26 protein-coding genes are annotated in these 26,184 nt (G+C 67.3%); 13 read left to right on the top strand and 13 right to left on the bottom strand.

What is annotated here, in order from left to right; translation table 11 throughout:
• Positions 1-15: 15 nt before the first annotated feature.
• Complete coding sequence (locus tag F0185_RS06795; RefSeq protein ID WP_167222771.1) at positions 16-255, top strand: hypothetical protein; 240 nt, start codon at positions 16-18, stop codon at positions 253-255.
• Here F0185_RS06795 and F0185_RS06790 read toward each other — a convergent pair.
• Positions 252-893 (bottom strand): DUF2238 domain-containing protein, encoded by a 642-nt coding sequence (locus F0185_RS06790; protein ID WP_223164457.1) that lies wholly within the window; start codon positions 891-893, stop codon positions 252-254. The genes F0185_RS06795 and F0185_RS06790 overlap by 4 nt on opposite strands.
• A gap of 174 nt (positions 894-1,067) precedes the next feature.
• Here F0185_RS06790 and F0185_RS06785 point away from each other — a divergent pair, with 174 nt between their 5' ends.
• Positions 1,068-1,577 carry a GNAT family N-acetyltransferase gene (locus tag F0185_RS06785; RefSeq protein WP_167222767.1) on the top strand — a complete coding sequence of 170 codons (510 nt, stop codon included), beginning with the start codon at positions 1,068-1,070 and terminating at the stop codon, positions 1,575-1,577.
• Between the two features lie 13 nt (positions 1,578-1,590).
• Here the strand turns inward: F0185_RS06785 and F0185_RS06780 are convergent, their stop codons facing one another.
• Entirely contained in the window at positions 1,591-2,088 is a 498-nt protein-coding gene (locus F0185_RS06780; RefSeq protein WP_167222766.1) for a hypothetical protein, read from the bottom strand.
• A gap of 120 nt (positions 2,089-2,208) precedes the next feature.
• Between F0185_RS06780 and F0185_RS06775 the strand changes: the two genes are divergently transcribed.
• A complete protein-coding gene (locus F0185_RS06775) occupies positions 2,209-2,655 on the top strand; it encodes a DUF3592 domain-containing protein (RefSeq protein WP_167222764.1) in 447 nt (148 codons plus the stop codon).
• 13 nt (positions 2,656-2,668) lie between these two features.
• Here F0185_RS06775 and F0185_RS06770 read toward each other — a convergent pair whose 3' ends face one another.
• The 3 genes from F0185_RS06770 to F0185_RS06760 all read right to left on the bottom strand — a co-directional run bounded on the left by F0185_RS06770 (position 2,669) and on the right by F0185_RS06760 (position 7,167).
• Positions 2,669-5,107: an FtsX-like permease family protein gene (locus tag F0185_RS06770; RefSeq protein ID WP_229476786.1), complete on the bottom strand. Its 2,439-nt coding sequence runs from the start codon at positions 5,105-5,107 to the stop codon at positions 2,669-2,671.
• Positions 5,108-5,123: 16 nt separating this feature from the next.
• A complete protein-coding gene (locus F0185_RS06765) occupies positions 5,124-5,804 on the bottom strand; it encodes an ABC transporter ATP-binding protein (protein WP_167222762.1) in 681 nt (226 codons plus the stop codon).
• Between the two features lie 70 nt (positions 5,805-5,874).
• Entirely contained in the window at positions 5,875-7,167 is a 1,293-nt protein-coding gene (locus F0185_RS06760) for an efflux RND transporter periplasmic adaptor subunit (protein ID WP_229476785.1), read from the bottom strand.
• Positions 7,168-7,371: 204 nt separating this feature from the next.
• Between F0185_RS06760 and F0185_RS06755 the strand changes: the two genes are divergently transcribed.
• The 4 genes from F0185_RS06755 to F0185_RS06740 all read left to right on the top strand — a co-directional run bounded on the left by F0185_RS06755 (position 7,372) and on the right by F0185_RS06740 (position 11,034).
• Entirely contained in the window at positions 7,372-8,727 is a 1,356-nt protein-coding gene (locus tag F0185_RS06755) for a sigma-54-dependent transcriptional regulator (RefSeq protein WP_167222760.1), read from the top strand.
• On the top strand, positions 8,717-9,934 hold the full coding sequence (locus tag F0185_RS06750; RefSeq protein ID WP_167222758.1) for a sensor histidine kinase: 1,218 nt from the start codon (positions 8,717-8,719) through the stop codon (positions 9,932-9,934). The genes F0185_RS06755 and F0185_RS06750 overlap by 11 nt, the downstream gene beginning before the upstream one ends.
• Before the next feature lie 8 nt (positions 9,935-9,942).
• On the top strand, positions 9,943-10,392 hold the full coding sequence (locus F0185_RS06745; protein WP_167222756.1) for a hypothetical protein: 450 nt from the start codon (positions 9,943-9,945) through the stop codon (positions 10,390-10,392).
• A 75-nt stretch (positions 10,393-10,467) separates the two neighbouring features.
• Positions 10,468-11,034: a DUF2939 domain-containing protein gene (locus F0185_RS06740; RefSeq protein WP_370663984.1), complete on the top strand. Its 567-nt coding sequence runs from the start codon at positions 10,468-10,470 to the stop codon at positions 11,032-11,034.
• A gap of 3 nt (positions 11,035-11,037) precedes the next feature.
• On the opposite strand, the gene gbpA is transcribed toward F0185_RS06740, so the two are convergent.
• Positions 11,038-12,453, bottom strand: a complete 1,416-nt coding sequence (gene gbpA, locus F0185_RS06735) for an N-acetylglucosamine-binding protein GbpA (RefSeq protein WP_167222754.1) — start codon at positions 12,451-12,453, stop codon at positions 11,038-11,040.
• A 331-nt stretch (positions 12,454-12,784) separates the two neighbouring features.
• On the opposite strand from gbpA, the gene F0185_RS06730 reads away from it, so the two are divergent.
• A complete protein-coding gene (locus F0185_RS06730; protein WP_223164456.1) occupies positions 12,785-14,080 on the top strand; it encodes an endo-1,4-beta-xylanase in 1,296 nt (431 codons plus the stop codon).
• A 95-nt stretch (positions 14,081-14,175) separates the two neighbouring features.
• Here the strand turns inward: F0185_RS06730 and map are convergent, their stop codons facing one another.
• Both map and F0185_RS06720 read right to left on the bottom strand, forming a co-directional pair.
• Positions 14,176-14,970 (bottom strand): type I methionyl aminopeptidase, encoded by a 795-nt coding sequence (map, locus tag F0185_RS06725; protein ID WP_167222752.1) that lies wholly within the window; start codon positions 14,968-14,970, stop codon positions 14,176-14,178.
• Positions 14,971-14,978: 8 nt separating this feature from the next.
• Complete coding sequence (locus F0185_RS06720; protein WP_167222750.1) at positions 14,979-15,566, bottom strand: TetR/AcrR family transcriptional regulator; 588 nt, start codon at positions 15,564-15,566, stop codon at positions 14,979-14,981.
• Between the two features lie 123 nt (positions 15,567-15,689).
• Here F0185_RS06720 and F0185_RS06715 point away from each other — a divergent pair, with 123 nt between their 5' ends.
• The 3 genes from F0185_RS06715 to F0185_RS06705 are packed head-to-tail and all read left to right on the top strand — an operon-like array spanning position 15,690 to position 19,326.
• Entirely contained in the window at positions 15,690-15,995 is a 306-nt protein-coding gene (locus F0185_RS06715; protein ID WP_166889331.1) for a hypothetical protein, read from the top strand.
• Positions 15,992-18,214, top strand: coding sequence for a glycosyltransferase (locus F0185_RS06710; RefSeq protein ID WP_167222747.1), 2,223 nt, complete (start codon positions 15,992-15,994; stop codon positions 18,212-18,214). The genes F0185_RS06715 and F0185_RS06710 overlap by 4 nt, the downstream gene beginning before the upstream one ends.
• The gene (locus F0185_RS06705; RefSeq protein ID WP_167222745.1) at positions 18,211-19,326 is read left to right on the top strand and encodes a glycosyltransferase family 4 protein; all 1,116 of its coding nucleotides are present in this window, start codon (positions 18,211-18,213) and stop codon (positions 19,324-19,326) included. Before F0185_RS06710 ends, F0185_RS06705 begins: the two co-directional genes overlap by 4 nt.
• 18 nt (positions 19,327-19,344) lie before the next feature.
• Here F0185_RS06705 and F0185_RS06700 read toward each other — a convergent pair whose 3' ends face one another.
• Both F0185_RS06700 and F0185_RS06695 read right to left on the bottom strand, forming a co-directional pair.
• Positions 19,345-21,780, bottom strand: a complete 2,436-nt coding sequence (locus F0185_RS06700; RefSeq protein ID WP_167222743.1) for a hypothetical protein — start codon at positions 21,778-21,780, stop codon at positions 19,345-19,347.
• Between the two features lie 83 nt (positions 21,781-21,863).
• On the bottom strand, positions 21,864-22,649 hold the full coding sequence (locus tag F0185_RS06695) for a hypothetical protein (protein ID WP_167222741.1): 786 nt from the start codon (positions 22,647-22,649) through the stop codon (positions 21,864-21,866).
• A 122-nt stretch (positions 22,650-22,771) separates the two neighbouring features.
• Between F0185_RS06695 and F0185_RS06690 the strand changes: the two genes are divergently transcribed.
• Positions 22,772-23,065: a hypothetical protein gene (locus F0185_RS06690; protein WP_167222739.1), complete on the top strand. Its 294-nt coding sequence runs from the start codon at positions 22,772-22,774 to the stop codon at positions 23,063-23,065.
• On the opposite strand, the gene F0185_RS06685 is transcribed toward F0185_RS06690, so the two are convergent.
• Together F0185_RS06685 and F0185_RS06680 are read right to left on the bottom strand one after the other, a co-directional pair.
• A complete protein-coding gene (locus F0185_RS06685) occupies positions 23,062-23,637 on the bottom strand; it encodes a DUF8082 domain-containing protein (RefSeq protein ID WP_167222737.1) in 576 nt (191 codons plus the stop codon). The genes F0185_RS06690 and F0185_RS06685 overlap by 4 nt on opposite strands.
• Positions 23,638-23,656: 19 nt before the next feature.
• The gene (locus tag F0185_RS06680; protein ID WP_167222735.1) at positions 23,657-24,736 is read right to left on the bottom strand and encodes a cache domain-containing protein; all 1,080 of its coding nucleotides are present in this window, start codon (positions 24,734-24,736) and stop codon (positions 23,657-23,659) included.
• A gap of 188 nt (positions 24,737-24,924) precedes the next feature.
• Between F0185_RS06680 and bla the strand changes: the two genes are divergently transcribed.
• Complete coding sequence (gene bla / locus F0185_RS06675; RefSeq protein WP_167222733.1) at positions 24,925-25,833, top strand: class A beta-lactamase; 909 nt, start codon at positions 24,925-24,927, stop codon at positions 25,831-25,833.
• A gap of 31 nt (positions 25,834-25,864) precedes the next feature.
• On the opposite strand, the gene F0185_RS06670 is transcribed toward bla, so the two are convergent.
• A complete protein-coding gene (locus tag F0185_RS06670; protein WP_167222731.1) occupies positions 25,865-26,089 on the bottom strand; it encodes a hypothetical protein in 225 nt (74 codons plus the stop codon).
• Positions 26,090-26,184 lie beyond the last annotated feature (95 nt).

Genomic DNA, 26,184 nt, shown 5'->3' with positions numbered 1-26,184 from the left:
CGCTGTGAGAAAAACATGAACGAATCCGACCCGAGCCACGTCACGCTGACCCTGACGAGCGATGAATCGCTGGTGCTGTTCGCGTTCCTGCAACGCTTCAGCGACACCGATCGGCTGACCATCGAAGACCAGGCGGAACAGCGCGCACTCTGGAATCTTTGCTGCGTCTTCGAAAAATCGAGCGTCGGCGCCTTCCAGGGCAGCTACCAGGAGGCGCTTGACGCCGCCCGCGCGCGTTTGCGCGACGACGACTAATGGTTCGGTGAGGAACCATCCGGCCGCGCCGCCGCCGTGCGCAGGGTCGGCCAGGCCCACAGCAGGCTGCCCACGGTGGCCAGCAACATGTCCTTGTGCGCGTCCCATATATCGCCCTGCTGGCCGTTGTAGGCCTCGGCGTCGTTATCGGACAAGGTCATCGCGATGGCGAACTCGAACCATTCGTACCACAGGCTGGTCACCATCACGGCCGAGATGGCGATATAGAATCCCAGCCGCCGCGACAGCCCGCGCCGCGTTGCCAGGTAATTGACGGCGGCCGGCGTCAGGCACAGGCCGTACAGGAAATGCACCACCCGGTCGGCGTGATTGCGGGTCCATCCCAAGCGCTGGTCGATGGAAAAGTGAAACAGCGCTTGTCCCCACGCATCGTAGGGCACGTTCGAATACAGCCAGCGCGCCGCGATCGAATGCACCGACAGGAACACGGCAATGAGCAGGAAGTCGCGCGCGCTGATGCCCCAGCGCGCGGAAAACCTCCACAGCAGTGCGAAGCCGATCACCGTGAGCGAGCTGTGCAGCGCCTGTTCCATCGGCCACGGCGGATTGATCCAGGTGGCGGCGAAGATGAGCAGCATGATGACGGTGGTGATGCGTTTGGACGGGATCATAAACATGAGAAAGAGTTGAACAAGAACCACCCCTGGCCGGCGGTTCGCTACGGCCGCTATGGTATGCGATGCCGCGTTATTGTCCATCAAGAATATTTTCTTGATCACATCAGGATGCCAGCGGCCACGCCACGGCCGTCGGGTTATGATTGTCATTCCATTCCACTGACCGACCTGCCCATGCTCCTGCGCCGCCTCACTCCCGCCGATGCACCCGCGTACCAGTCGCTGCGCCTGGCCGCCCTGCGCGAATGCCCGAGCGCCTTCAGTTCCAGTTACGAGGACGAGTGCGACACGCCGCTGTCGACCATCGAGGCGCACATGGCGCCGGACTCCGGGCGCAACCGCTTCGGCGCCTTCGATGGCGATGCGCTGGTCGGCGTCGTCGGCGTGGGGCGCGAGGGTGCGGCCAAGCTGCGTCACAAGGGTTTCGTGGGCGGCATGGTGGTGGCCCCGGCCTGGCGCAACAAGGGCGTCGGCCGCCAGTTGCTGGCGCACGCGCTGGCCTTCGCCGACGCCATGCCCGGCCTGCGCCAGGTGACCTTGACCATCACCGCCGGCAACGGCGCCGCCCTGGCGCTGTATGCCTCCATGGGATTTCGGGTGTTCGGCCAGGAGCCGCGCGCGCTGTGCGTGGACGGCGTGTTCTACGACACCATCTACATGCTGCGCGAGGTCGACGCGCCCTGACCGCCACGCCGTTTCACCACAGGTGACGCTGATGATCGATGCGCGCCACCGGCGCCTTGCTGGCCATGAGTTCATTGGCACGGTATGCCGGCCCGTGAAAAATGTTGAAAACGAACTTGTGATAGACCCAGGCCGTCTCTTGCGATACGCGAAAATTGCCGACGATGCGCACCCAGTTGTGCGGTTCCAGCAGCACGCTGGAGATGGCCTTCCTCGGCCTGCGCTGCGCCGGATACCCAAAGAAATCGATGTGCGCGCCCGCGCCATCGACCGCCACCGCCAGTGGAAAGCGCTCCTGGTGCTGCTGGGCGAAACGCAGCACCGGTACCGCGCGCGCAAGGGCGAATTGCTGGCACTCGTGGAACGCCACCAGGTGCAGCAGCAGTGCATCGTCCAGCGCGCAATCGGGCACCGGCACGCGCTCCGGTACGGCGTTGCGCGCGAGCGCTCCCGGCGCGCCGCGCGAGGCGGCGCTCCATGATGTTTCGATGACCTGGATCAGTGTCTGCACGCGCGGCCCATGATGAATGACGGTGTGGATCAATTCTAGCGTACGGCCTCGGTTTCCGAAAACGGCATCCCGCCACGCGGTAAGATGGCGGCAACCCTCCCCACTCACGAAAGAAACACGATGTTCAATCCACAGAGCGCCGCCATCGTCTCACTGCTGTTCGCCGCCGGCGCCACCGGCCTGTTCATCGTGCGCCTGCGCGAAAGCCGGCGCGCCCGTGCCTGGCCCACCGCCGACGCCGTGATCCTCACCTCGACGGCGCAACGGCGGCAAAACGGCCCGGGCTACGATTTCGTCGTCTCCTACGAGTACACCGTCGACGGCAGCAAGTACGTCAGCACCCGGATCGGCTTCAGTGGCCCGTTCGATGACCGATGGCAGCCAACCCCGGAGTCGATGTTGGCGACCTACCCACCCGGCCTGGGCATCCTGGCGCACTACTGCCCCGAGCGGCCCGAGGAAGCGGTGCTGGTGCCGAACGTGCATCCGACCGTGCTCCTGGTGCTCGGCATTTGCGTCGGCATGGCGCTGTTTACCGGGTTCAGATACCTGTTTTTCTATTACTGAGTCAAGCTCGCCGCTACAAGCGCAGCGCGTCCGACGGCAGCATGCGCATCGCCAGCCACGCATGGCGCGCCACCGCCGCCAAGGCCACCGCCACGGTCGACGCCAGTGCGAACAGCAAGGTCCAGTAGCCGACCGGGGCGTGTTCCACATAGGTCGCCAGGTAGCTGTTGATCGCCAGCCCCGCCAGCGGCAAGCCGATCGCCGCCGCCACCAGCGTCAAGGCGCCGATCTCGCGCACCACCAGCAGGCCGATGGCGGTCCGGCGCGCCCCGTGCAGTTTGCGCAGCACGATCTCTTTCGAGCGCCGCTGCACCGTGTGCGCCGACAGCACATAGGTGCCGAAGGCCGCAATCGCCAGCGCGATGGCGGTGGCAATCGCCAGTACCCTGGCCACCCGCGCATCTTCCGCGTAATTGAGCGCCAGGATCGCGTCGGCCCGGTGCGTCTTGATCATCGCGTCCGGAAAATACTTCGGCCACAAGGTCCGCACCGCCGCCTCGACCGGCGCCAGATCGCCCGTGGCGCGCACGGAGAGCGTCATCCCGGCGGTCCATAATTCGTAGGCCATCGCATGCGGTGTTTCGCGCAGCGACTGGAAGCGCAGCTCCGGCGCAATGCCCACCACGCGCTTCTCGAGGGTCTTGTTATCGAAGCCGGTAAACAACAGCGTCTGTCCCAGCGCCGCTTCGGGCGTGGCGAATCCCAGTTCGCGCGCGGCGATGGCGTTGAGCACCAGCGGCACCGGATCGTCTTCCTTGTCGGTGCGCGCCGAAAACAGCCGTCCCGCGCGCGGCGCAATCCGGTACTGCTCGAAAAACGCGGCGCTGACCGACTTCATTTCCATCGATGCGCTGATCCCGCCCGGGCGCTTGAGGTCGCGCAGCCACGACACCTGGTGGCGCCCGACAGCGTCTTCCGACACCGCAGTGCCGGCCACGCCCGGCTGGGCCGACAGGGCCGCGATGAAGCTGCGCGCCCGCGCGCTGTCGCGCACCGTCTCGGGCAGGTCGACAATCATCAGCGGCGCCGGATCGAAGCCCGGCGAGACGCGCATGGCGAATGCGGTTTGCCATGCAATGGCCAGGGTGACGCCGGCCAGGCCCATCGCCGCGGCCACCTGCACCACCGTCAGCACGCGCCGCACTTGCATGCCGCGCACCGACTCGCTGTCGCCGCGCCCGGCCAGCACCGCGCCCGGGCGAACGCGCAGCGCGATCCACGCCGGATACGCCGCCGTCAGCGCGCCCAGCGCCAGGCCCAGCGCCAGCGCCGCGCCGATATTGGCGATGGAGAGCATGCCATCGAGCTTGCGGTCGACCAGCTGCGCGAACAGCGGCAGCGCCAGCCACGCCAGCAGCAGTCCGAGCCCGGTCGCCAGCAGCGCCACCAGCATCGACTCGGCCAGCAGTTGCAGCACGAGCTGGCGCATGCCCGCGCCCAGCACCTTGCGGATCGCCACCTCGCGCTGGCGGCGCAGCACGCGCACCGCCGCCAGGTTGACGTAATTCATGGCGGCCATGGCCAGGATCAGCGCTGCCATCGCGCCCAGCGCGGCGATCACCACGCGGCTGCCGCGGTTGCCGACCGCGCTGATCTCGTTCTGGCCCACGTCGCGGTCAAAATAGGCGTCGCGCAGCGACAGCAGCGCCACATCCATCACCCTTCTCGTGCCCAGCCGCTGTTTGGTTTCGGGCGGCACGTCCTGCACCGCCGGCGAGCGGTCGACGGCCTGCTGCAGCGAGGCGGTCAACGCCGGCACCGATGCGCCGGGATCGACCCGCACCAGCACCTTGCCCCACCAGCCGGCCTTACCGGTCATCATCTCCTCTTTCACCGGCGCCTCGGCCAGCACCGACTGCACGCCCACCAGCACCTCGAACGGGATGGTGGTGTTCGCGCCAGGCGTGCGCAGCACCGCGCCGGCGCGCAGCAGCTTGCCCTCGACCAGCATGGTGCGCCCGACGATGTCGCCGCTGCCGAAGTGGCGCAGCGCCGCTTCTTCGGTGATGACAAAGCCTTCCGGCTGCTCCAGCGCCATCTTGAGGTTCCCGCGCAACGCGCGCAGGCCCAGGATATCGGCGAAGCCCGGCATCACCGTCAATCCGTCCATCCCGTGCAACTGGCCGTTGATGCTTGCGGTGAGCCCCATCACGCGCGGCCGGGTCGGAATGTACGCGGTCGACGCCACCACGCCGGGCGCCCTGGCCGCCGCCAGGCGCAGCAGCATCGGCGCCTGGTCGAACCACGGCGCCTTGGGGTCGACGTTGAAGCGCTGCTTGACGATGTAGACGTGGTCGGCGTCCGGCACGTCGGCGTTGTACTGCCACGAATAGCGCACGAAGCCGAGCAGCAGGAGGGCGGCCGCAAAGCCCACTCCCAGCCCGGCGATGACGACCAGCGAATACGCCGGGTCCTGCAGCAAGGTGCGCCAGCCGATACGAAAATCCCTCATGATCATCATCGCTCCCTCACGCCGCTTGCAGTGCGTCGACCAGGATGCGCCCGTCGAGCAGGCGCAAGGTGCGCGATGCCTGCGCCGCGTGCGCCGGCGAGTGCGTCACCATCACGATGGTGGTGCCGTCGGCGTTAATCTGGCGCAGCAGGCGCATGACCTCATCGCCATGCGCGGTATCGAGGTTGCCGGTCGGTTCATCGGCCAGCAACATCGCCGGGTTGGCCACCAGCGCGCGCGCAATCGCCACGCGCTGCTGCTGCCCGCCCGACAATTGCGACGGCCGGTGTTTGGCGCGGTGCGCCACGCCCAGCTTGTCGAGCATCGCCGCGACCCGTTCGCGCCGCTCCCTGGCCGGCACGTTCATGTACTCCAGCGCCAGTTCCACGTTCTCGGCCACCGACAATTCTTCGATCAGGTTAAAGCTCTGGAAGATGAAGCCGACGCGCCCGCGCCGCAGGCCGTTCAGTTGCGCTTCGCGCCAGCCGGCCACGTTCTGGCCGTCGAACCAGTACTCGCCGCTGTCTGGCGTGTCGAGCAATCCCAGCACCGACAGCAGGGTCGACTTGCCGCAACCGGACGGCCCGGTGATGGACACGTATTCGCCGGCGTCGATATCGAGCGTGATGCGGTCGAGCGCCGTGGTGCGCACGTCGCCGCCCTGGAACGTTTTGCTGACGTTAAGTAGCTTGAGCATGCCGTCCTTCCGGTGTGGTGTGGGGTTGTTCATTGTGTCATCTCCGCGTCGATCCATTATGAAAAAAAGTCTACTCCGTGAACTGCAGCCGCGCCGCCTTGCCGTAGGCCGCGTACGACGACACGATCACCCGCTCGCCGCCCGCCAGCCCTGCCAGCACCTCGACCTGGCTGTTGTTGCGCCGGCCGCTGCGCAGCGCGCGCCGCTCGGCCGTCTTGCCATCCTTGTCCAGCACATACACCGCCACGCCGCCGCTGTCGTTGAGGAAGGCGTCGTTCGGCAGCAGCAGCGCCTCGCTGGCGCCGCCCAGGGTCACCAGCACGTCCGCCGCCTGGCCCGGATTGAGCGTCTCGGGCTGGCCGTTGGCGAACGCCAGCTCCACGGTAAAGCGGCCGTCCTTGATCTGCGGGTAGATCCGGCTCACCGTCAGCGCATGCGCGCGGCCGTTGATGGTGGCCGTGCCCTGGCGGCCCACGGCCACCCGGTTCAGGTAATACTCGTCCACCTGGGCCGACAGCTTGAACTGGTCCACGTCGTCGATGCGGCCCAGGTGCTGGTCGGGCTTGACGGTCTCGCCGACCTGCAAATGAAAATCGGTCAGGCGCCCGGACACCGGCGCGCGCACCGCCAGCGCGTCGATGGTCGCGTTGACCAGTTGCAGGCCCGCTTCCAGGCGGCCGATGGCCTGTTCCATCTGGCGCACCGCGTCGCGCTGGGTGGCGGCCTCGGTTTTGTAGCCGGCGTTGTCGCTCTGGTACAGGCGGCGCTGCTGCGCCACGCGGTCCAGCGAATCCTCCAGCGCGTTCGGCGACACGAAGCCCTTCTGCGCCAGCGCCGCGTTGCGCGCGTGCTGCTTTTCGGCCAAGGTCAATGCGAACGCCAGCTCGGCGCCGCGCCGCTCGCGCTCCATGCGGCTCGCTTCGAGCGCGATGCGCAGGTTGGTCAGGTTCGAAATCTGCTGCGCGTGTTCGGCCTCGCGCGCCAGCAGGTCCAGCCGGCGCTGCGGGTTCGACAGCCGGAACAACACCTCGCCTTGCCTGACTGGTGCGCCGTCGCGCGCGAAGACTTCTTCCACGCGGCCCGATTCGACCGCGTCGAGCATCACCGAATGCAGCGGCGCGGCCGTGGCGCGCAGGGCCACGTCGTCGCGGAACACGCCGCGCGCCACGGTGGCGATACGGGCGTCGGCGCGCGCCACCTGCAAGCCGCGCGGGATCTGCTGCCACAGGGCCGCCGCCCCAAGCGCCAGCGCCAGCACGATGGCCGCACCAAGCAGCACGCGCCTGCCGCGCCGCTGCCGCAACGGCTGGTCCATGGCGGCGCCGCTGCTGCGCTCTGGTGCTGGGGCGATCGGAACAATCATGGCGGCTCGGGTTGCGAAGTCATGCGGGAACTGATCGCAACATCCGTGCCATGCGCGCCGCACGGGGCGATGGTCGCGTGTTCGGGCGCATTCGTGCGAAAGCGCACAGCGCAGGTGTGCGCTTTCGGACACCCGGCCCGTTTTGATTGGTGGCGCCGGCATGCTGCTGCTAGAATCGGCGCACCTGCTTCCACCCTCCCCGCCATGGCCGACAACCCCGCCCGCATCCTGATCCTCGACGACGACGCCGACGTGGCCTACGCGGCGCAGTTGGTGTTGCGCCGCTGCGCGGGCAAAGTGGCCACTCTTGCCGATCCGCGCCAGCTGGCGCGCCACCTGCTGGGCGGCGTGCCCGACGTGGTGCTGCTCGACTTCAACTTCACGCCCGGCCGCACCGACGGCGCCGAGGGCCTGGCGCTGCTCGACCAGTTGCGCGCGCTGCCCGAGCCGCCACTGGTCATCGTCATGACCGCGTACGCCGATGTGGCCCTGGCGGTCGAGGCGATGAAGCGCGGCGCCAGCGATTTTTTGACCAAGCCGTGGGATAACGCGCGCCTGCTCGCGGTCGTGGAAGGCGCGCTGGCGCAACGCGGCATGCAGGCTGCAGCGGCCGCGCCGGCCGCCGCCAACGATCCGCTGATGGGCGATTCGCTGCCGATGCGTCAGTTGCGCGCCCTGATCGCCAGCGTCGGCCCGACCCAGGCGAACGTCATGGTGCTGGGCGAAAATGGCGTCGGCAAGGAGCTGGCCGCGCGCGCGATCCACCTGGCCTCGCGCCGCGCTGCCGGCCAGTTCCTCGCCGTCGATATGGGCAGCCTGCCCGAAGCGACGCTCGAGAGCGAGTTGTTCGGCCACCGCAAAGGGTCGTTTACCGATGCCCGCAGCGACCGTGCGGGGCGCTTCCAGGCGGCGTCCGGCGGCACCCTGTTCCTGGACGAAATCGGCAACCTGCCGCTGGCCGCGCAATCGAAGCTGCTGACGGCCCTGGAACGGCGCGAAGTCACGCCGCTCGGGGCCGACCGCCCGCAAGCGATCGACGTGCGCATCGTCAGCGCCACCAATCTCGATGAGGCCAGGCTGTATGACGCGCAGGTGTTCCGGCCCGACCTGCTGTTCCGCCTCAACACCATCGTGCTGCGCGTGCCGCCGCTGCGCGAGCGGCGCGACGATATTCCGGCCCTGCTGCGCCACTACCTGGCGCATTACCGGGAGCTGTACGGCAAGGCGCCAGGCACCATCGCGCCCGAGGCGTTCGACGCCTTGTGCGCGCACCACTGGCCCGGCAATGTGCGCGCGCTGCGCCACGCCTGCGAGCGCGCGGTGATCCTGGGCCAGCCGGGCGCCTACGGCCTGGCCGATTTTGGCCTGCATGGCGGCGCGCCGGCCATCGTTGCGCGCCCGCGCGCGGCGGGCGCCGACATGCTGGCCCTGGACACCCTCGAGCGCGACGCGGTGGCCGCCGCCATGACGCAGGCGCGCGGCAATATCAGTCATGCCGCCATCCTGCTCGGGATCAGCCGCGCCGCCCTGTACCGCAAGCGCAGCAAGCATGGCCTCTGACGCCGCCGCGCGCCGCGTGGCCTGGGCCGGTACAGCGCTGCTTGGCGCGGCCGCCGTCAGCGCCGGCGCGCATGGGGCGGTGCTCTCGCTTGCGACGGCGGCCAGCGCGCTCGCGGCGCTGGTGGCCGTGGCCATGATCGGCCATGGCCTGTCAGCGCAAGCGGTGGCGCCGCTCGAAGTTGCGGTCGGCCTGTCGCAGGACCAGATGCTGCTCGCCGCGCGCGTGCTGGCGCTCGAATCGCAGCTCGAACACGCGCCGATCGCCCTGTTCCGCATCGACAGCGCGCACAGCGCCGAGCCGCTCAACGCCAATGCGCGCCGCCTGCTGGCGCCCGGCCGCGCGAGCGACCTCGATGCCTTGCGCCGCACCCTGGCCGGCCTGGCGCCGGGCCGGCGCAGCATGATCGATGTCGATACCGAGCAAGGCGTCGAGCGCGCCCTGGCCACGGCCAGCGCATTGAGCGTCGAAGGCAAGCCGCAACGGCTGGTGGCGCTCACGCCGATGGAAAACGAGCTTGCGGCCGAGGCCATGCAGGCCTGGCAAAAGCTGGTGCACGTGTTGACGCACGAGATAATGAATTCGCTCACCCCGGTGGCATCGCTCTCGCACAGCGCGCGCGACATGGTGCAGGGCGTGCGCGCCAGCCTGCCGGCCGAGGTGGCGGACGACCTGGCGCTCGCGCTCGACGCCATCGGCCGCCGCGCCGCCAGCCTGACCCATTTCGTCAGCGGCTACCGCGCGCTGGCCAGCGTGCCGCCAGCGGCGCCGCAGCGGGTGGTGGTGCAGGAGATGTTCGCGCGGCTGTCGGTCCTGATCGCGCCGGCCTGGCACGCGCGCGGCGGCAGCGCCGATTTTCGGGTGGAGCCCGGATCGCTCGAATTGATGGCCGATCCGGGCCAGCTGGAGCAAGCGCTGGTGAACCTGCTGCAGAACGCGGCCGAAGCAAGTGCGCCGGGCAAGGCGCCGCAGGTCACCGTGAGCGCGAAACTGGCGCGCGGAGGACGCCTGCGCATCGACGTGTGCGACAACGGCCCCGGCGTGCCGGACGAGGTCATCGCCGATATCTTCACGCCCTTCTTTTCCACCAAAAGCAAAGGCAGCGGCATCGGCCTGGCCATGGTGCGCCAGCTGGTGCACCGCAATGGCGGCGCGGTGCGGTACGCCAGGTCGATCGGCGGCGGCGCGCGCTTTATCATTACCTTTTGACTGTCGCCATGAACGATCCGCAGCGCCAGGCATGCCTGGGCGAGTTACTGCAAGTCTGGAAGCAAATCGGCGAAGAATCGCGTCCGCCCAGCGTCTGGATCGCCGAGCACGGGCCTGTGACGCTGGCCGTGGCGACGGACGACTACACCTACCCTTCCCCTGTGATGAACGCATGGCTGCTCAATGACCATGGCGTGGAAAGACGCGACCCGCAGGAATACGTCCGTTTCATGACGGTGCAATCGGGGATTCATTGGGCGTGGGGAGCGCCGCCGCGCGGCATCTTCAGCAACACCGGGCGGCATCCCATCGGCCTGGCCGGCTTTGCACCGATCGCAGGCACCGATCTGATTGTCCTGCATTACATCTGGGGAGGCTTGTGGGGACGTGGTTCGCACTACCGCTACGACCCGCACGCCAATGCCCTCGAATGCACGACGAACATCTGGTTATCCTGATGCCGCGCTGCGTAGACGGCCCCGTGTAGAATCCGGCGTGTGCGATCGGCACGCGTCAACCCACAGAAGGAAATCGTGAAGGCTACTCACCTCAAACTTGGCATCGCCGCGCTGTGCGTCAGCGCCGGCGTCGCGTACTGGTACTACTCCCCCGTGATCGCGCTGCACCAGTTGCGTACGGCGGCCCATGAGCGCAACGCCGAAGGCTTCAACGCCCGCGTCGACTACCCGCGCCTGCGCGCGAGCGTCAAGGCGCAACTGAGCGCGGCCATGAACGAGCAGGTCAAGCCGCGCCACAGCGCCGGCGGCGACGACCCCGCCAAGGCCGGCGCGGATTTTGGCAAGATGCTGGGCATGGCCTTCGCCGACAAGATGGTCGACGCCATGGTCACTCCCGAATTCGTCATGGGCGCGATGCAGCGCGGCTCGATCGAGCCGCGCCGCGACAGCGCGGACAAGGACGACGCCGCCAAACCCGATCCGAAGTACACGTCGGAGCGCATCGGCTTCGACAAATACATCCTGCACCTCGAGACCGATCGCGGCGAGCGTGGCCTGTCGCTGGTGATGGAGCGGCACGGCTTCGCATCGTGGAAGCTGGCGGACGTGCTCCTGCCGCCCACCCCCGCCGCGCCGAACTAGCGATTACGGGGCGATCCAGGCATCCTGCCAGTTCGCGCCCACGCCCGGCTCGTAATGGGTCGACGCCGCCGTCCACTGCGTGCACCAGCCGCTGTACGGGAACGGCTTGCAGGTGTAGACCTTGCCGTTCTTCGGCTGCAGCACGCGGGTGCCGGCCTTGTAGGTCGCCAGCGACGCCGGGAACACGTGCTCGTAGGCCGCGTTACCGTCGTCTTCCGTCAAGGTCAGCGGGAAGGTTTTCTGCAGCACCGCGCCGCCATCCTTGACCACCGCTTTGAGCACCAGCTGGTGCGCGCCGGCCTTGGGTGCGTTCAGGTTCAGCGCCAGTGCCGCGCTGTTGTTGTTCAGCGGCGCCGTGGCGAAGCCTTTCGACACGCCCGCCTGGTCGTACACATAGGCGCTGACCTCCATGTCGGCATTGGCGCTGACGCTGAAGTTGATCGTCAATTCACCGCCCTTGATCGCATACGAGGTGCGCAGGTCGCTCACGGTAAATTCCGCCGGCGGCGGCGTCTGGTCCTTGTTGATCTGCACTTCGACCCGGGTCAGCGCGCTGCTCGTTTTTGCATACACCGTGTTCTGCCCGTACACCGGCGTGATCTTGCCGTCCTGGCCCAGTTGGCCCGCGTGCAGCAAGGGCTGTTCGGCGTTCACGCGCGTGGCCAGCAGGTAGGCCCAGTTGTTGCGCAGGCCGTCGCTGGCGCTGTTGATGGTGACCTTGGTTTGCAGCTCCGGCTTTTCTCCGGCCGCGTCGAACACGCGCGTGGCCACGCTGTCGCCCACGGCCAGGTCGACCGATGGATAGATCGCGCCGCGCTGGGTCCATTCCGGCACCGGCACGGTCGGGCCGTCCTTGAACAGCACATCGACCATATTGTAAAAACTGTTCGGGGTATCGGCTATTTCCCACACGCCCAGGATCACCTGGTAGCCGCTGCGCGCGGGTACCGTGCAGTTGTGGCTGACCTGCGCCGGCGGCTGGCGGTTGCCGCCGTCGATGACGCAGAACGGGGTCAGGTCGAACGAGGCGCGGGTGAGCTTCTGGTTCGGATTCCAGCCGCTTTTGGTGATGTAGTAGCGCCAGTTGCGGGTGGCGTGGTTGGCCGTGAACTGCCACTTGAAGACGCTGGCGCCGGCCGTCATGGGGCGCTTGGTCCAGCGGCTGCTGGTCTGTTCATTGAGTTCGCCGAACTGCGCCAGCGCGGCCGAGGCGATGACGCCGTCCGCCGGTCCCTGCGCCGGAAAACCGGAAGGCGCTTCGAGGCTTTGCGGTTCCCATTGAATGGCGCCGCACGCGCTGTTACCGCCTTGTTTGCACAGCAGGTTGCGCGACTCCGGCTGGGTGATGTAGCCGTGCGCGATGGCGCTGGCGCTGCACAACAGCGCGCAGGCGCCGGCGATGGTGGTGAGTGTTTTCATGGTGATTTACCTTTTGGGGCGGGACAACATCGGTAAGCACGCAGGGAGCCGGGCTGGCCGAAATTGCGCGCTCGCTTGCAGTTCAAAAGGCGTCAGGATGATGGCCGTGAAATTGGTCGTCAACTGGTTTTCAAAATTGCCCCTGCATGCAATACCAGTGCGTGATGGAAGCTTATGTTGCAAGGGTAAATGCGGCGCGCGGCCCGATTGACTTGGCAGGGTGTTTACCGCACAATCCAAAAAGGAAAAAGTTATACATTTACTAATGAAAACGTTTTCATGATTCCTTGCATTCAATGTTGCAACTGACAAAAACCACTCCGGAGACCCGATGCGATTCTTTTCTGCCACTTTCAGTGTTTGCCTGCTTGTATCCGCCTGCGTCTCCGCTTGCGGCGGCGATGCCGACCCGGGCGCGCCCGCCGCCACGCCGGCGCCACCGGCCGCCGCCGAAGCCGTCGCTGTGATCGCCGCGCCTGCTGACGTGCCTGCTGAGATGCCGGGTGACCCGGCCGCGCCCGCGTTGGCCAACCAGATAGACGACGTCATGACCGGCTCCGACTCCGGCTGGTCCGAAAAAACCAGCGGCGCCGACGTGAGCAAATTGAGCAAGCTGGCCAAGTTCCCGGTCGGCGTGTCGGTCGCCTACGGCAATGAAGCCTTCAGCTACACCAACAGCCCGGCGCAGCAGGCGGTCATCAAGACGCATTTCAGCCAGCTCACGGCCGGCAATATCATGAAAATGAGTTATCTGCATCCGGACCGCGATACCTACAACTTCACCCAGGCCGACGACTTTGTCAAATTCGCCAAGGACAATGGCAAAACCCTGCACGCGCACACCCTGATCTGGCACTCGGATTATCAGGTGCCGGCGTTCATGAAAAACTACCAGGGAGACAAGGCGGCCTGGCTGGCCATGCTCAAGACCCACGTGCAAACGATTGCCACGCATTTTTCAGGCAAGGTCGCGAGCTGGGATGTGGTGAACGAAGCCATCAACGACGGCGGCGGCTACCGCAATTCGCTGTTTTACCAGAAGACCGGCGCCGACTACATCGAACAGGCGTTCATCAATGCGCGCGCGGTCGACCAGAAGGCCGACTTGTACTACAACGATTACAACATCGAGGCCGACGCCGCCAAGCTGCGCACCCTGACCGGCATGCTCGACGGTTTCAGGGCGCGTTCGGTGCCGATCACCGGGGTCGGCTTCCAGATGCACATCTATATGGATTATCCGTCGGTGAGCACCATCTCGGCGGCCTTCAAGCAGGCCGTGGACCGCAACCTGAAGGTGAAAATCACCGAACTCGATATCCCGATCAATAATCCGTTCAGCCCACCCTACCAGGCCGGCGACATCAAGCGCGAACTGACGCCGGCGCTGGCGCAGGCGCAGAAGAAGCGCTACTGCGAAGTCGTCAAGGCGTATATGGACACGGTCCCGGCGAACCTGCGCGGCGGCGTGACGGTGTGGGGTGTGAGCGATCCCAGCAGTTGGCTGATCAGCGACCTGTTCAAAAACGCGCATGCCGACTGGCCGCTGCTGTTCGACGGCGCCTATCGGCAAAAGCCGGCCATGCGCGGCGTGGCCGACGGATTGTCGGGCAAAGCCTGCATTTGAGCACCAAGTGGTGCTGTGCTATGCATACCAATTTTCCAGGCCTGAAAATGTGGTATTAACGGCGCCGCATGCCGATGCGGCGCTTTTGCCAGCCTTTAGCGCTCAGCCGCCGACAGGGTGAAGATCTCGACGCCGCTGTCGGTCACCGCCACCGAGTGCTCGAACTGGGCCGACCACTTGCGGTCCTTGGTGACGGTGGTCCATTTGTCGGGCAACACCGTCACCTGGTGGGTGCCGACGTTGACCATCGGTTCGATGGTGAAGATCATGCCCGGTTCGAGCACGATGCCGGTGCCGGGGCGGCCGTAGTGCGTTACCTGCGGCGCATCGTGGAACACCTGGCCGATGCCGTGGCCGCAAAAATCGCGCACCGACGAATAACCCTGCGCCTTGATATAGGTATCGATGGCCGAGCCGACGTCGCCCAGGGTGGCGCCGGGACGCACCGTGCGCACGCCCGTCATCATCGCCTCGTAGGCCGAACTGACCAGGCGCTTGTGCAGGATCGATACCTCACCCACTTCGAAGGTGCGGCTGGTGTCGCCGAACCAGCCATTGAGCTTGGGCGTGACGTCGATGTTGACGATGTCGCCCTCGCGCAGGATTTTTTTGTCCGACGGAATACCGTGCGTGACCACGTGGTTCACCGAAATGCAGCTGGCGTGCTTGTAGCCGTGGTAGTCGATCGTGCCCGGAATGCTGCCGGCGGCGCGCATGAATTCTTCGCACATGGCGTCGAGCGTGGCGGTCGATACGCCGGCGCGCACGTGCGGCGCGATGAAGTCGAGCGTGTCGGCGGCCACCCGGCCTGCCGCGCGCATGGCTTCGAAGCCCGCCTCGTCGTACAGGGGAATCGGTTTGCCGTGTTCTTTTTGTGTGGAGTAGCGCATGGGGTTTCTCAGTGAGGTGAGGCGGCCAGCGCATCGACGGCGTCGTGCGAGGCGCGCAGGATCGCGTCGAGCGCGGCGGGAATCGCCTTGTTTTGGGCCAGGTAGGGTTTGACGATGGCGATCGGGGCGTCGATCAGCATGAAGCGCAAGGTGTGCGCCGCATCGTCGCCGTCGGCGCGGCGGCGCAGCAGGCAGCGCTCGAAACAGGCGTCCAGGCGGGCCTGCTCCACTTCGAGCAGCTCGGAGAGTTCCGGCGAGAGCGGCGCGCCCAGGTCGGGACAGTCTTCGTACTGCAGCAGGAAGCGCGCATACACCGGCTTGCTGCGGCACCAGTCGAGCAGCGCCGCCACCGGTATCCAGGTGTCTTCTTCATCCCAGTGGCGCGCCACCTGCTCGCGGAAATCGGCCTTGACCGTCAGCCAGGCATGCGCCAGCAAGGTGCTGCGCGAATCGAAGCGGTGATACACCGATCCGATCGGCGCGCCGGCCTTGACGGCGATGGCCGACATCGACACCGAGCCGATGCCGCAGGCGGCGGCAATGCAGATGGCGCCGTCGATGAAGGTGTGTGCGTTGTATTTAGCTAGTCTGACCATTCAAATAGAATATAGATTCTATTTGAGTTCGTCAAGCGGCCCGTTTCAAGGGGAGCACTATTGACAGATATTTAATGAGCCCGCAAAATCCGCAGTCTTGTACAGGTTAATAGGTCGTTCCCGATGAAAATGCTGATCAAACGTGTTGTGCGCAGCATGGCGGGATTGCCCGTGCTGGGGCGCTTGATCCGGATCGCCGTGGCCGTGTCGCGCCTGCCCTACGAAAACGAGCGGCGCGACGCCTTTGCGCGCGAACAGCTGCCGATGCTGCTCAAGAACATTGCCGACTTGAATGCCCGCGTGCTGGCCGCCGAGCGCGACCCCGGCAACCTGGTCGAATCGACCCCGGTCGCTTTGCGCATGATGGCGCGCGAACTAGCGGAGCTGCGCGAGCGCATCGACCAGCTGGAGGCCGGGCTGCATTCATGATCACCTTTTCGATCGTGATCAACACCCTCGACCGCGCCGACCTGCTGCAGGAAACGCTCGAGAGCCTGTGCCGCCTGCGCTACGCCGGGCAGTTCGAAGTCATTGTCGTCAACGGTCCGTCGGCCGACCATTCCGAACAGGTGATCGCCGCCTGGCTGCCGCGCATCCGCAGCGCGCGTTGCCCGGTCCCGAACCTGTCGGTGTCGCGCAATATCGGCATCTGCATGGCGGCCGGCGACGTGGTCGCGTTCATCGACGACGACGCCATTCCCGAACCCGAGTGGCTCACCCAACTGGCGGCCGCCTACGACGACGCTGGCGTCGGCGGCGCCGGCGGGCGGGTGCTCGACAGCAGCGGCTACACCTTCCAGTACCACTACGCCAGCGCCAACCGGGTCGGCGACGTCGACATCAGCCACCGCACGGACACGCCGCAACTGTGTTTTCCGGGCTCGCGCCAGTTCCCCTACCTGCAGGGGACCAACGCCTCGTTCCGGCGCTCGGCCTTGCTGGAAGTGGGCGGCTTCGACGAGGAGATCGAATATTTTCTCGACGAGACCGACGTCTGCTGCCGCCTGGTCGACGCCGGCTACCTGCTCAGGCAACTGACGCACGCCTACGTGCACCACAAGACCGCGCCCAACGGCGTGCGTGATTCCGCCCAGCTGCCGCGCGCGTTCTATCCGATCCTCAAGAACACCATTTACTTCTCGCTCAAGCACGGCCTGGCCTACGACACGCGCGAGCGCATCGACGCCCATAACCGCGACAAGGCCGACTCGCACCGGCGCCACCTCGACTTCCTGATCGCCAACGGCAGCGCCACCGAAGAACAGCGCGCCCGCTTCGAGGACGAATGCGCGCGCGCCTGGGAAATCGGCACGCGGCACGGCCTGGCGCCGGTGGCCGGCGGCATCGACGCCGCCAAGCGCGCGCGCTGGCAGGGCGAGTTCCTGCCGTTCGCCACCATCGGCCATGCGCACGCGCTGACCCTGGTGCTGGTTTCGCGCGACTACCCGCCGAATCACCGCGGCGGCATCGCCACCTTCAGCCGCGACCTGGCCGAAGCGCTGGCCGCCGAAGGCCACCAGGTGCACGTGATCGCCGAAAGCACCACCCACAGCCGGGTCGAACTAGTGGGTGGCGTGTGGGTGCACCGGGTCGCGCTGGGCCAGTACGCGCGACCGTACGAGGCGTTTGAGCGCGCCATCCCGCAAGAAATCTGGAACTGGTGCGCGACCGCGCTGATGGAGGCGCGCCGCATCGCCAGCCACCGCCCGCTCGACCTGGTCGAAGCGCCCATCTGGGACGCCGAAGGCGCGGCCTTTTTGCTCGACGGGCGCTGGCCGCTGGTCACCAGCCTGCATACGACCCTGCATTTTTCGCTGCAGGGGCGCGCCGAGCTGCGCGACGATCCGGCCTGGATGGCGCGCTTCGGCACGCCCATGCTGGCGCTCGAAAAAGAACTCATGCAGCGTTCGCAGGCGATCCGCGCCAACAGCGCCGCGATCCGGCGCGACATCGAGCAAGCCTACGATTTCCGCTTCGACGACGCCAGCCTGCGCCTGGTGCCGCTGGGGATGCCCGACGTGGCGCCGGCGGCGGCGCCGCAGCCTCGTGCCGATGACGGCGTCACCGTGCTGTTCGTCGGCCGCCTGGAAGCGCGCAAGGGCATCGACGTGCTGCTGGCGGCGATCGACCCGGTGCTGGCGCAGCATCCGCGGGTGCGCTTTCGCATCATCGGCGACGATACGCTGCTCATGTCGGGTGCGCAGATCAGCTACAAGGAACACTGCCGCCAGGGCGGCCAGCTGGCCCGCTGGGGCGAGCGCGTGAGCTTCGAAGGCCGCGTCGACGACGCCACCCTGCGCGCCGCCTACCGCGACTGCGACATGTTTGTCGCGCCCAGCCGCTACGAGTCGTTCGGACTGGTGTTCGTCGAAGCCATGCGCGAGGCGCGCCCGGTGATCGGCTGCGCCGCCGGCGGCATGCCCGAAGTGGTCAGCGACGGCGTCAATGGCTTGCTGGTCGCGCCCGGCGACAGCGCCGCGCTGGCCGGCGCCATCGACCGGCTGGCCGCCTCGCCCGAGCTGCGCGAGCGCATGGGCCGCGCCGGGCGCGCGCTGTTCGAAGACAAATTCATCTCGCGCCGTATGGCGAAGGACAGCCTGCCCCTGTACGATATTGCGCTGGCCCGTTTTGCAAAGGCGCCGGCATGAAAATCTCGGTCATCCACGGCATCTGCGTGCGCAACGACGCCATCTCGAACGCCATCGCCGACAACATCGGCTGGTTGCAGGAAGCCGGTCACGAAGTCGTGCTGTTCACCTACGCCTGCGAGCACGCCGTGCCGCACCGGCTGGTGCGCGACGCGACCGACATCATGATCGATACGCATTTCCAGGCCAGCGACGCCGTTATTTTCCATTTCGGGATTTTCTATCCGCTGTTCGACCTGATCCTGCTGGTGCCGGAGCGGGTGCGGCGCCTGGTGGTGTTCCATAACATCACGCCCAAGCAGTTCGTCGGCGCCGAACATCACGCCACCATCGACAAGTCGTTCGCGCAGATGGGCAACATGATGTTCGCCGACCATGTGGCCTGCGACAGCGCCAGCAACCTCGCGGTGCTGCGCGCGGCCCGCGTGACCACGTCGGCCTCCGTGCTGCCGCTGGCCGTGCATGGCCAGGTGCAGCCCTGCGCCGCCAAGCCGGGGCATGCGGACGGCGTGCTGCGGCTGGTCTTCATCGGCCGCCTGGTGCGCTCGAAAGGCGTGGCCGACCTGCTCGACGCCGTGGCGCGCTGCCTGCAGGCCGACAGCGGCGCGCGCATCGCGCTCGACCTGGTGGCCAACCTGGGCTTTTCCGATCCGGCGCTGGTCGAGCAAGTGCGCAGCGCGGCCGACGCGTGGCCGCGCCTGTACGGTGAGCGCGTGTCGCTGCGCCTGCACGGCGACGCGCCGGACGCCGTCAAACAGCGCCTGCTGCTTGACGGCGATGTGTTCGTCCTGCCCACCTACCACGAAGGCTTTTGCGTGCCGATCGTCGAAGCGCTGTCGGCCGGCTGCCGCGTGGTTTGCTACGACAATTCGAACACGCCGGCCATCGCCGGCGGCCTGGCGCGCCTGGTGCCGACCGGCGACGTCGCGCTGCTGGCGCAGGCCATCGGCGCCGAGCTGGCGCTGGCCGGCTCGCCGGCGTGGCGCCAGGACGGCTTTGCCCACTTCGCCGACCAGGCCTGGCGCTACGCGCACACCTTCGCGCCGGCGCGCGCACGGCATCGCCTCACCGCGCTGGTGGCCGACCTGGTCAACGGCGTGCTCGAACCCTGAGCTTCGCTATCGCCCGGATCACTCGGGCGAGGCCGGATACGGCGTACGCCGATGAAAGCGCAGGCGCCAGCCCAGCACGGCCAGCGCGATCGCCAGCATCAGCCAGGTTGCCCCTACCGAGATCGCACCGTCCTCGCCTGACGGCGCCATTTCCTCCGCCTTCTCCGCTTTCTCCGCCTCCTCCGCCTTCTCCGCTTGCGTTTTCAGCGCGGGCGGCGGCGCGCTCCACGTGTCGGTCAGCAGCTCGTCGAGGCCCTGCAGTTCCTCGGCTTGCGCCGGCGTGGCCTGTGCGCCGTGCTCGCGCAGCGGCGCGGCGCGCTCGCCCGCCCACAGCAGCGCCAGGTGCGCCGACGCCTGTTCCCGCGCCGGCTGCGCCGCGCTGGCGCGGCCGCGCTCGACCACGACCTGCTGCGCCGCCGGCCTCCAGCCTGTAAGCAGGCGCACCAGGTCGTCGTGCAGCGATGCGATGCGCGGCACGCTCGCCAGCGCTGCGATGCCATCCATCTTTTCCCACAGGACGTTGGGACCGGTCACCGCTTCCAGGCCGTACATGCGCACTTGCTTGGGACGCTGGCGGTAGTGCTGCAGCAGCGCGTCGGCCGAACCGGGCATGAGCGGCTGCGGGCCATGGATCCACACCACCGCGCCGTCGCTGCTGGCCCCCGCCCATTCCCACGCCATCAACAGCGCCGCGCTGTTGTCGTGGCCTCCTTCGAAGGCGATGTCCTGCAGGTGGCGCACGCTGGCCAGCGAATCGGAGGTATCGTGCAGGAACACGTGCGGGGCCTGGCCGCCGGCCACGATCACGCCCAGTTCCAGGTTGCCGGGGAAGGAGGTGGCGGCGCGCGCCAGCTGTTCCCGTTGCGCCGCCAGCGCGGCCGAGCCGTCGATCACCAGCGCCACCCGGCGCGGGATGCGCGCCGCTTGCTGGCCGATGACTTGCACGATCGCGCCGCCCGGCGTGCTCGGGTCGGGGCTCCACGCATGGGTCTCGGCCGGCGTGCGCAAGGCGCCGATGATGGCCGCGCCCATGCCCGGCAGCGGCTCGGCGACTTCGCCGCGCACCGCGAACGCCAGCGGGTCGCCGGCTTCCTCGCGCATGCCGGGAGCGCCGCGCAGCGCGCTGTCCGACTGCACCGTCACCGCGTGGCGCAAGTCCGGGGCGATCCCGAAATTGTGCTCGCTGAACGAGGGCAGCTGCAGATAGCCCAGCCCGGGTTCATTGAGCACCAGCGGAACGCTCATCGCAATGCGCACCGTCAGCTCGCGTTCGCCCGGCACATTGGGCAGATTGAGCATGATGCGGTCCCTGCCCGCCGTGGTCACCAGCACAGGGGCGCGCCGGACGTCGGGCTCGGCAAATTCCGCCTCGCGCGCCGTGGCGCCGCCGGCGGCGGGCAAGGTGTGCTCTCCGACGTCGTCCCATAGCGAGACGCGGGTCACCACCGCGCCGGCTGGCACGATGATGCGCGCGCGCGCTTCGCTGACATGTTCGGCGTCGTTGTGAAACAGCATGGTCCACTCCAGCGAGCCGAGCGCCGCCCTGGCGTCGATGGTGCCGTCGATGCGCGACGCGGTCAGACGCAGCTTGGCCACGCGCCCGCCCACCACCGCGCTGTGCCGCTCTCTGTCGTAGATTTTCCATGGGAGCCAGGCATTGCCTACCGGATGCGGCATGGCGCTGAACGGGGTGCCGGTGAGGCGGTAGTAAATCGCGCGCGCATCCTCCATGCTGGTCGCGCCGTCCATGCCCAGCACGATGGCGGCCAGGTCGGCCGATTCCCTGTGCTCGTCATAGCACCTGCGCAGGATGATGCGTTCGATGCCGAGATAGCGCAGCAGGCGTATCCCGTTGGCGCTGGTGGCAGGCGCCTGGCCGGCCGCCATGCGCATGCCGACCCGGGTGATGACGGACGGCAGCTCCAGCGCGCCGATGAGCGCCAGCGCCAGCAGCACGGCCGGCCAGGCGCGGGGCAGCGGCGCGCCGCCACTGAGTCGCGCGCGCTGGTCGTGCAGGCGCCGCGCGGCCAAGGTCGCGCTCAGCGCCGCCAGCGGCGCCAGCGACGCGAGCAGCGGAAAAGCGCGCCCGTGACAGGCCAGGCTGGCCACCCCGGTCACTGTGAGCGGCAGCAACAGCAAGGCGTAGGCGGCGCTCGCTCCGGTGGCCACGGCGTGCAGCAGCGCCAGTGGACGCGCCAGCGCGTCCTGGCCGCGTAGCATGGCGCACATCAGCGCGGCGTTGGCCAGCGCGACGATGGCGATCAGGGACAGGTGGATGGTGAAGCCGCTTGAGAGTGTCATCTGCGCCATGTACATCGAGGCGAACAGCATCCCGAGTGCGATCAGCGGCAGCATCACGCCGCCCCAGCGGAACGCCGCGCGCGTAAACGAATTGAGCGCGGGGAGCGCCGCTGGCGTGACGGTGGTACTGGCGGTGTCGTGATGCTCGATCATGGCGTTCCAGGGGAAGCTTGAGAAGCCATGAGCGTAGCAAGCGCGTGTGCGCTGGGAATGCGCTGAATGTGAAGCGAGGATGGCTAGTCGGCCGCATCCTTCATTGAATCAGGCAGCTCGTCGTAGGTGGCGCCGGTGAGGCGGTAATACGCGTCGCGCGCATCGCTGGCGGTCGTTCCCGCAGTCGTGATCATGAACAGGTCGGTCAGGCTGGCGAGGCGGTCGTTCCCCGTATCGCACAGACGCAGCAGGATTTGTTGGTTGCCGAGCGAGCGCAGCAGGCGTAAGCCATTCGCGCGGGTGGTGGGCGCTTCGCGGCTGGCCATGTGGACGCCGGCCTGGGTAATGGCTTGCGGCAGTTCGGGGGCGCCGACGATGGCCAGCGCCAGCAGCGCCCCCGGCCACACGGCGGGCAGTCGCACGTGCGCTTCGAGCAGGCGGCGCATGGCCAGCGCCGCCATCAGCGACAGCAGCGGCGCCAGCACAAGCAAGCCGGCGCCGTAGTAACGCAGGCCGGCCACGCCTGCCGCCATGTGCGGCAGCAGCAACAGGGTAAACAGGATGCTGGTGCCGATGGCGAAGCCGTGCAAGTGTCCAAGCCGGCGCGACAGCGCAGGCCGGGCGTTGCCCAAGGCGCGCATCAGCAGGGCATTGGCCAACGGTACGCTGGCGATCGACAAGGCCGGAACGAGCATGGCGAGCGGCAGGTCGAAGCCCACCACGAGCAAGAAAAACACGGCGATCGTCAGTGCGACGACCGGCAGGGTCACGCCGGCCAGCCAGAGCACGGCGCGGATGGGAAAGTGCACCGCTGGGAACGTTGCTGGCGCGGTGGCGGACGGATTGATGCAGGCTGGCTGGGCGCTCATGGCATTCCAAGAAAACTGAACAGGCCATCAGCGTAGCAAGCGCCTGTGCAGTGGGAATGCGCTCAATGTGAAGCCGTAACTGGTGCTAAACTTCTTCCGATAAATTTCTGGATGAGGCGACCATGCAAGCTTGCCAGTGGCAATGCCAGGTCTGCACCTGTAGCAACAGCGCCGCGCACGATACTTGCGAAGAATGCGGCTCTACCGCGTCACCAGATCGTGCCGGCGTGTCGCTCTGGCGCAAGGTGCTGGGCGGCAGCGGCCTGCTCGCGGCTGGAGCCGGGGCGCTATGGCTCAAATTCGCCTGGACCATGCAGTTGATGGGAATCGCCTGGCTGATGCTGCTCGGCGGCTTTCTGGCGGCCTGGCTGGCCACGTCGTGGAACAACGCGCCGTCCGCGCCCTCGCCCCCTTAAACCGCCCCCAGCCCCAGCGCGCGCCCCGCTTCCAGGCGAAAGTCGGCGGCCTGCTTCTTGTCGGGAATCTCGGCCGCCAGCGCCATCACCAGCGCGCGCAGGTCGCTCGCCTCGTCGGCGTGCTCGGCGCAGACGATAGTCGCCATCGGCCCGATGTGCGCGGCCAGCATGCGCTCGAGCTTGAGCAGGTCGGCGCTCGCGAACGCGGCCGGCGCCGGCCGCGCCCGCAGCGGCTGCGGCCCCGCCCGCAACGGCGCGCGCGCCGCCAGCGGCGCCGGATCGTTGAGCAAGTCCATCAGGTTGATCCCGGCCGCCTTGAGGTTGTCCTTCTTCGCCACATAGTTCTCGTCGAAGCGCACGCTGGCGCGCAGCATGGTGCGCATGGCCGCCAGCGCATCGGCGCCGCGTTGCCCACGGCACAGCAGCATGACGATCTTGCCGCAGTCCAGATGCACCTGGGCCATGCGGTTGTCGTCGCTGACGATAAACGCCGTGCCGGTGCGGCGCTGGTTGCAGAATTGGCGCAATTGCTCCACGATGCCGCCGAACGGCATCAGCTCCTGGTGTGTCATGGCGTTCTCCCTGAATCCGTCACGCCCTGCGGCTGAGCCGGCTGATGGCCATCTGGATGCTGATCCCCAGCCGTTCGATGGCGCGCGCCAGCGAGCCGATTTCGTCGCCGCGCGCGGTGCCCGGAATCGATTCGGTGAACTCGCCCTTGCTCAGCCGTTCGGCGACCAGGATCAGCTGGTTGATCGGCAGCGTCAGCTGCTTGGCCAGGAACGCCGCCACACCCACCACCAACGCGGCGGTCAGGATGATCAGGGCGCGCGCGCCGGTTTCCAGGCGGTCGAGCGAGGCGTAGGCTTCGGCGTAGTCCTGTTCCACCAGCAAGGTCCAGCCCTGCGGCAGCTTGCGCGCATAGCCGACCATGCGCTTCTCGCCCGACACATACACGGTCGGCTGGTCGGCGATGCCGTCCACCTTCAGGGCCGGGTAGTTGGCCATGTCCTGGACCGCGTCGGTGGCCTGGTCGGGACGGCCCGAGGCGATCACCTTGTTGTCGGCGTCGAGCAGGATCGCATAGCCGGTCTCGCCGATGCGGGTGTCCTTGATGACCTTGGAAATATCATCGAGCTTCATGGCCATCGCCAGCACGCCGACGATGCCGCCCATGGCGTTCCTGACCGGCACGGCGATGGTGAGCGCTGGGCGGCCGGTCGACTTGCTGATCAGCACCTGGCGGCTCGATACGGCGCCTTTCATCGCCCCCTGGAAGTAACTGCGTTCGCCGAAGCGGGTCAGCGGCTTGTCGTCGCTGCGCGCGATATTCTCGCCGGTCGGCTCGATCGTAAACACCAAAAATGCCCATTCGTAGGTCTCGCCCAGGGTGCGCAGGATCGGGGTCTGGCGCGCCGCCTGCATGCTGCGGATATCCTCCAGCTTGGCACTCTGGTGCAGCGCGCGCACATTGGCCTCGTCCCAGCTGGTGATGCCGGTGGCAATGCCGCTGGCGGTCATCACCAGATGCTGCGAAATATTGGCCGCCGCATCGGCGCGCGCCTGGCTGCTGCCTGCGTACCACACGCCGATCAGCGGGATCAAGGCCACCGCCAGCAAGGTCATCACCAGCTTGTGGAAAATAGTCAGGCGGAACGATTCTGTTTTCATCGGGAGTTTCCTTTTCTTGTGGACAGCCCGGCGGCCCTGCGCACTGTGCGCAAGCGAAGTTGGGGTATCCACAGAAGACCATATTTCCGCAAGACAATGGTTGAGGTGCGACAATGCATGGTGGAGAATGGCGGCTATACAACACCGTCTCTCCGACCCCTGAACAGAAAGCCATCATGACGACTTGCATGCCATTTTCCCCGCGCCGCCGTACCCTTCTGATCGCCGGCGCCTGTGCGCCGCTGCTGGCGGCCTGCGCCAGCGCGCCGGGCGTCGCCACGCCGGGCGCCGGTGCCGCCCTGGCCGAGGCGCAGGCCGAGCTGGTCGCGCTGGAAGCGGCGGCCGGCGGGCGCCTGGGCGTGGGCGCGATCGACACCGGCGACGGGCGCCGGCTCGGTCACCGCGCCGATGAGCGCTTTCCGATGTGCAGCACGTTCAAGGCGATCGCAGCGGCCGCCATCCTCGCGCATGGCAAGAATGTACCCGGCTGGCTGGACCAGCGGGTGCGCTACACCAAGGCCGATCTGGTGACGTATTCACCGATCACCGAGAAGCACCTGGACGATGGCATGACCGTGGGCGAGCTGTGCGCCGCCACCATCCAGTACAGCGACAACGCCGCCGCCAACCTGCTGATGGCCAAGATTGGCGGCCCGGGCGGCGTGACCGGCTTTGCCCGCAGCATGGGCGACACGGTGTTCCGGCTGGACCGCTGGGAAACCGAGCTCAATACGGCGATTCCGGGCGATCCGCGCGACACCACCACCCCGGCGGCGATGGCGGCGCTGCTGCGCCGCGTGGCGCTGGACGATGGTTTGCCCGCAGCGCAGCGCGACCAGCTGCAAAATTGGATGCGCGGCAACACCACCGGCGCCGCCCGCATCCGCGCGGCGGTGCCGGCCAGCTGGGCCGTGGCGGACAAGACCGGGACCGGGGCCTACGGGTCCAGCAACGACATCGGGATCGTGTTCCCGCCCAAGGGCGCCCCGGTGGTGCTGGCGCTGTACTACACGCAGGCCGATGCCCAGGCCAAGGCCAACAGCGATATCCTGGCGCAGGCGACGCGGATTGTGATGGCGGCGTTCGCAAAGGAGTGAGCGGCGGCGGCGTGATCGTTCACGGCGCCCCTCACACGGTCGAGGCGGTCTTCCTGCGCGGCAGCTGCTTGAACAGATCGGTGCGGCGCAGCCGGATCCCGCGCGTGTGAATCCCGCTGATCGCCCCCCACGCCGAGGCCCAGCGTGCCGCGCGCGCTTTCTCTTCATCCGAGGCGGCGTCGATGGCGCGATCGATGGCCTTGACCATGCGCGACATGCCATACGCCTTGCGATCTTTCTTGCCCCGGTAGGTCATGTGCTGGCCGTATCAACAATCCTGCAGCCAGAGTATGCCTATATATCAGGCAACACTGTTCGCCATCTCACCCTCAGATTTTTTAACTGATAGTC

The sequence above is a fragment of the Massilia rubra genome, assembly GCF_011682065.1.
GTDB classification, from domain to species: Bacteria; Pseudomonadota; Gammaproteobacteria; order Burkholderiales; family Burkholderiaceae_D; genus Telluria_A; species Telluria_A rubra.
This window is presented reverse-complemented; position numbering and strand designations above follow the sequence as displayed.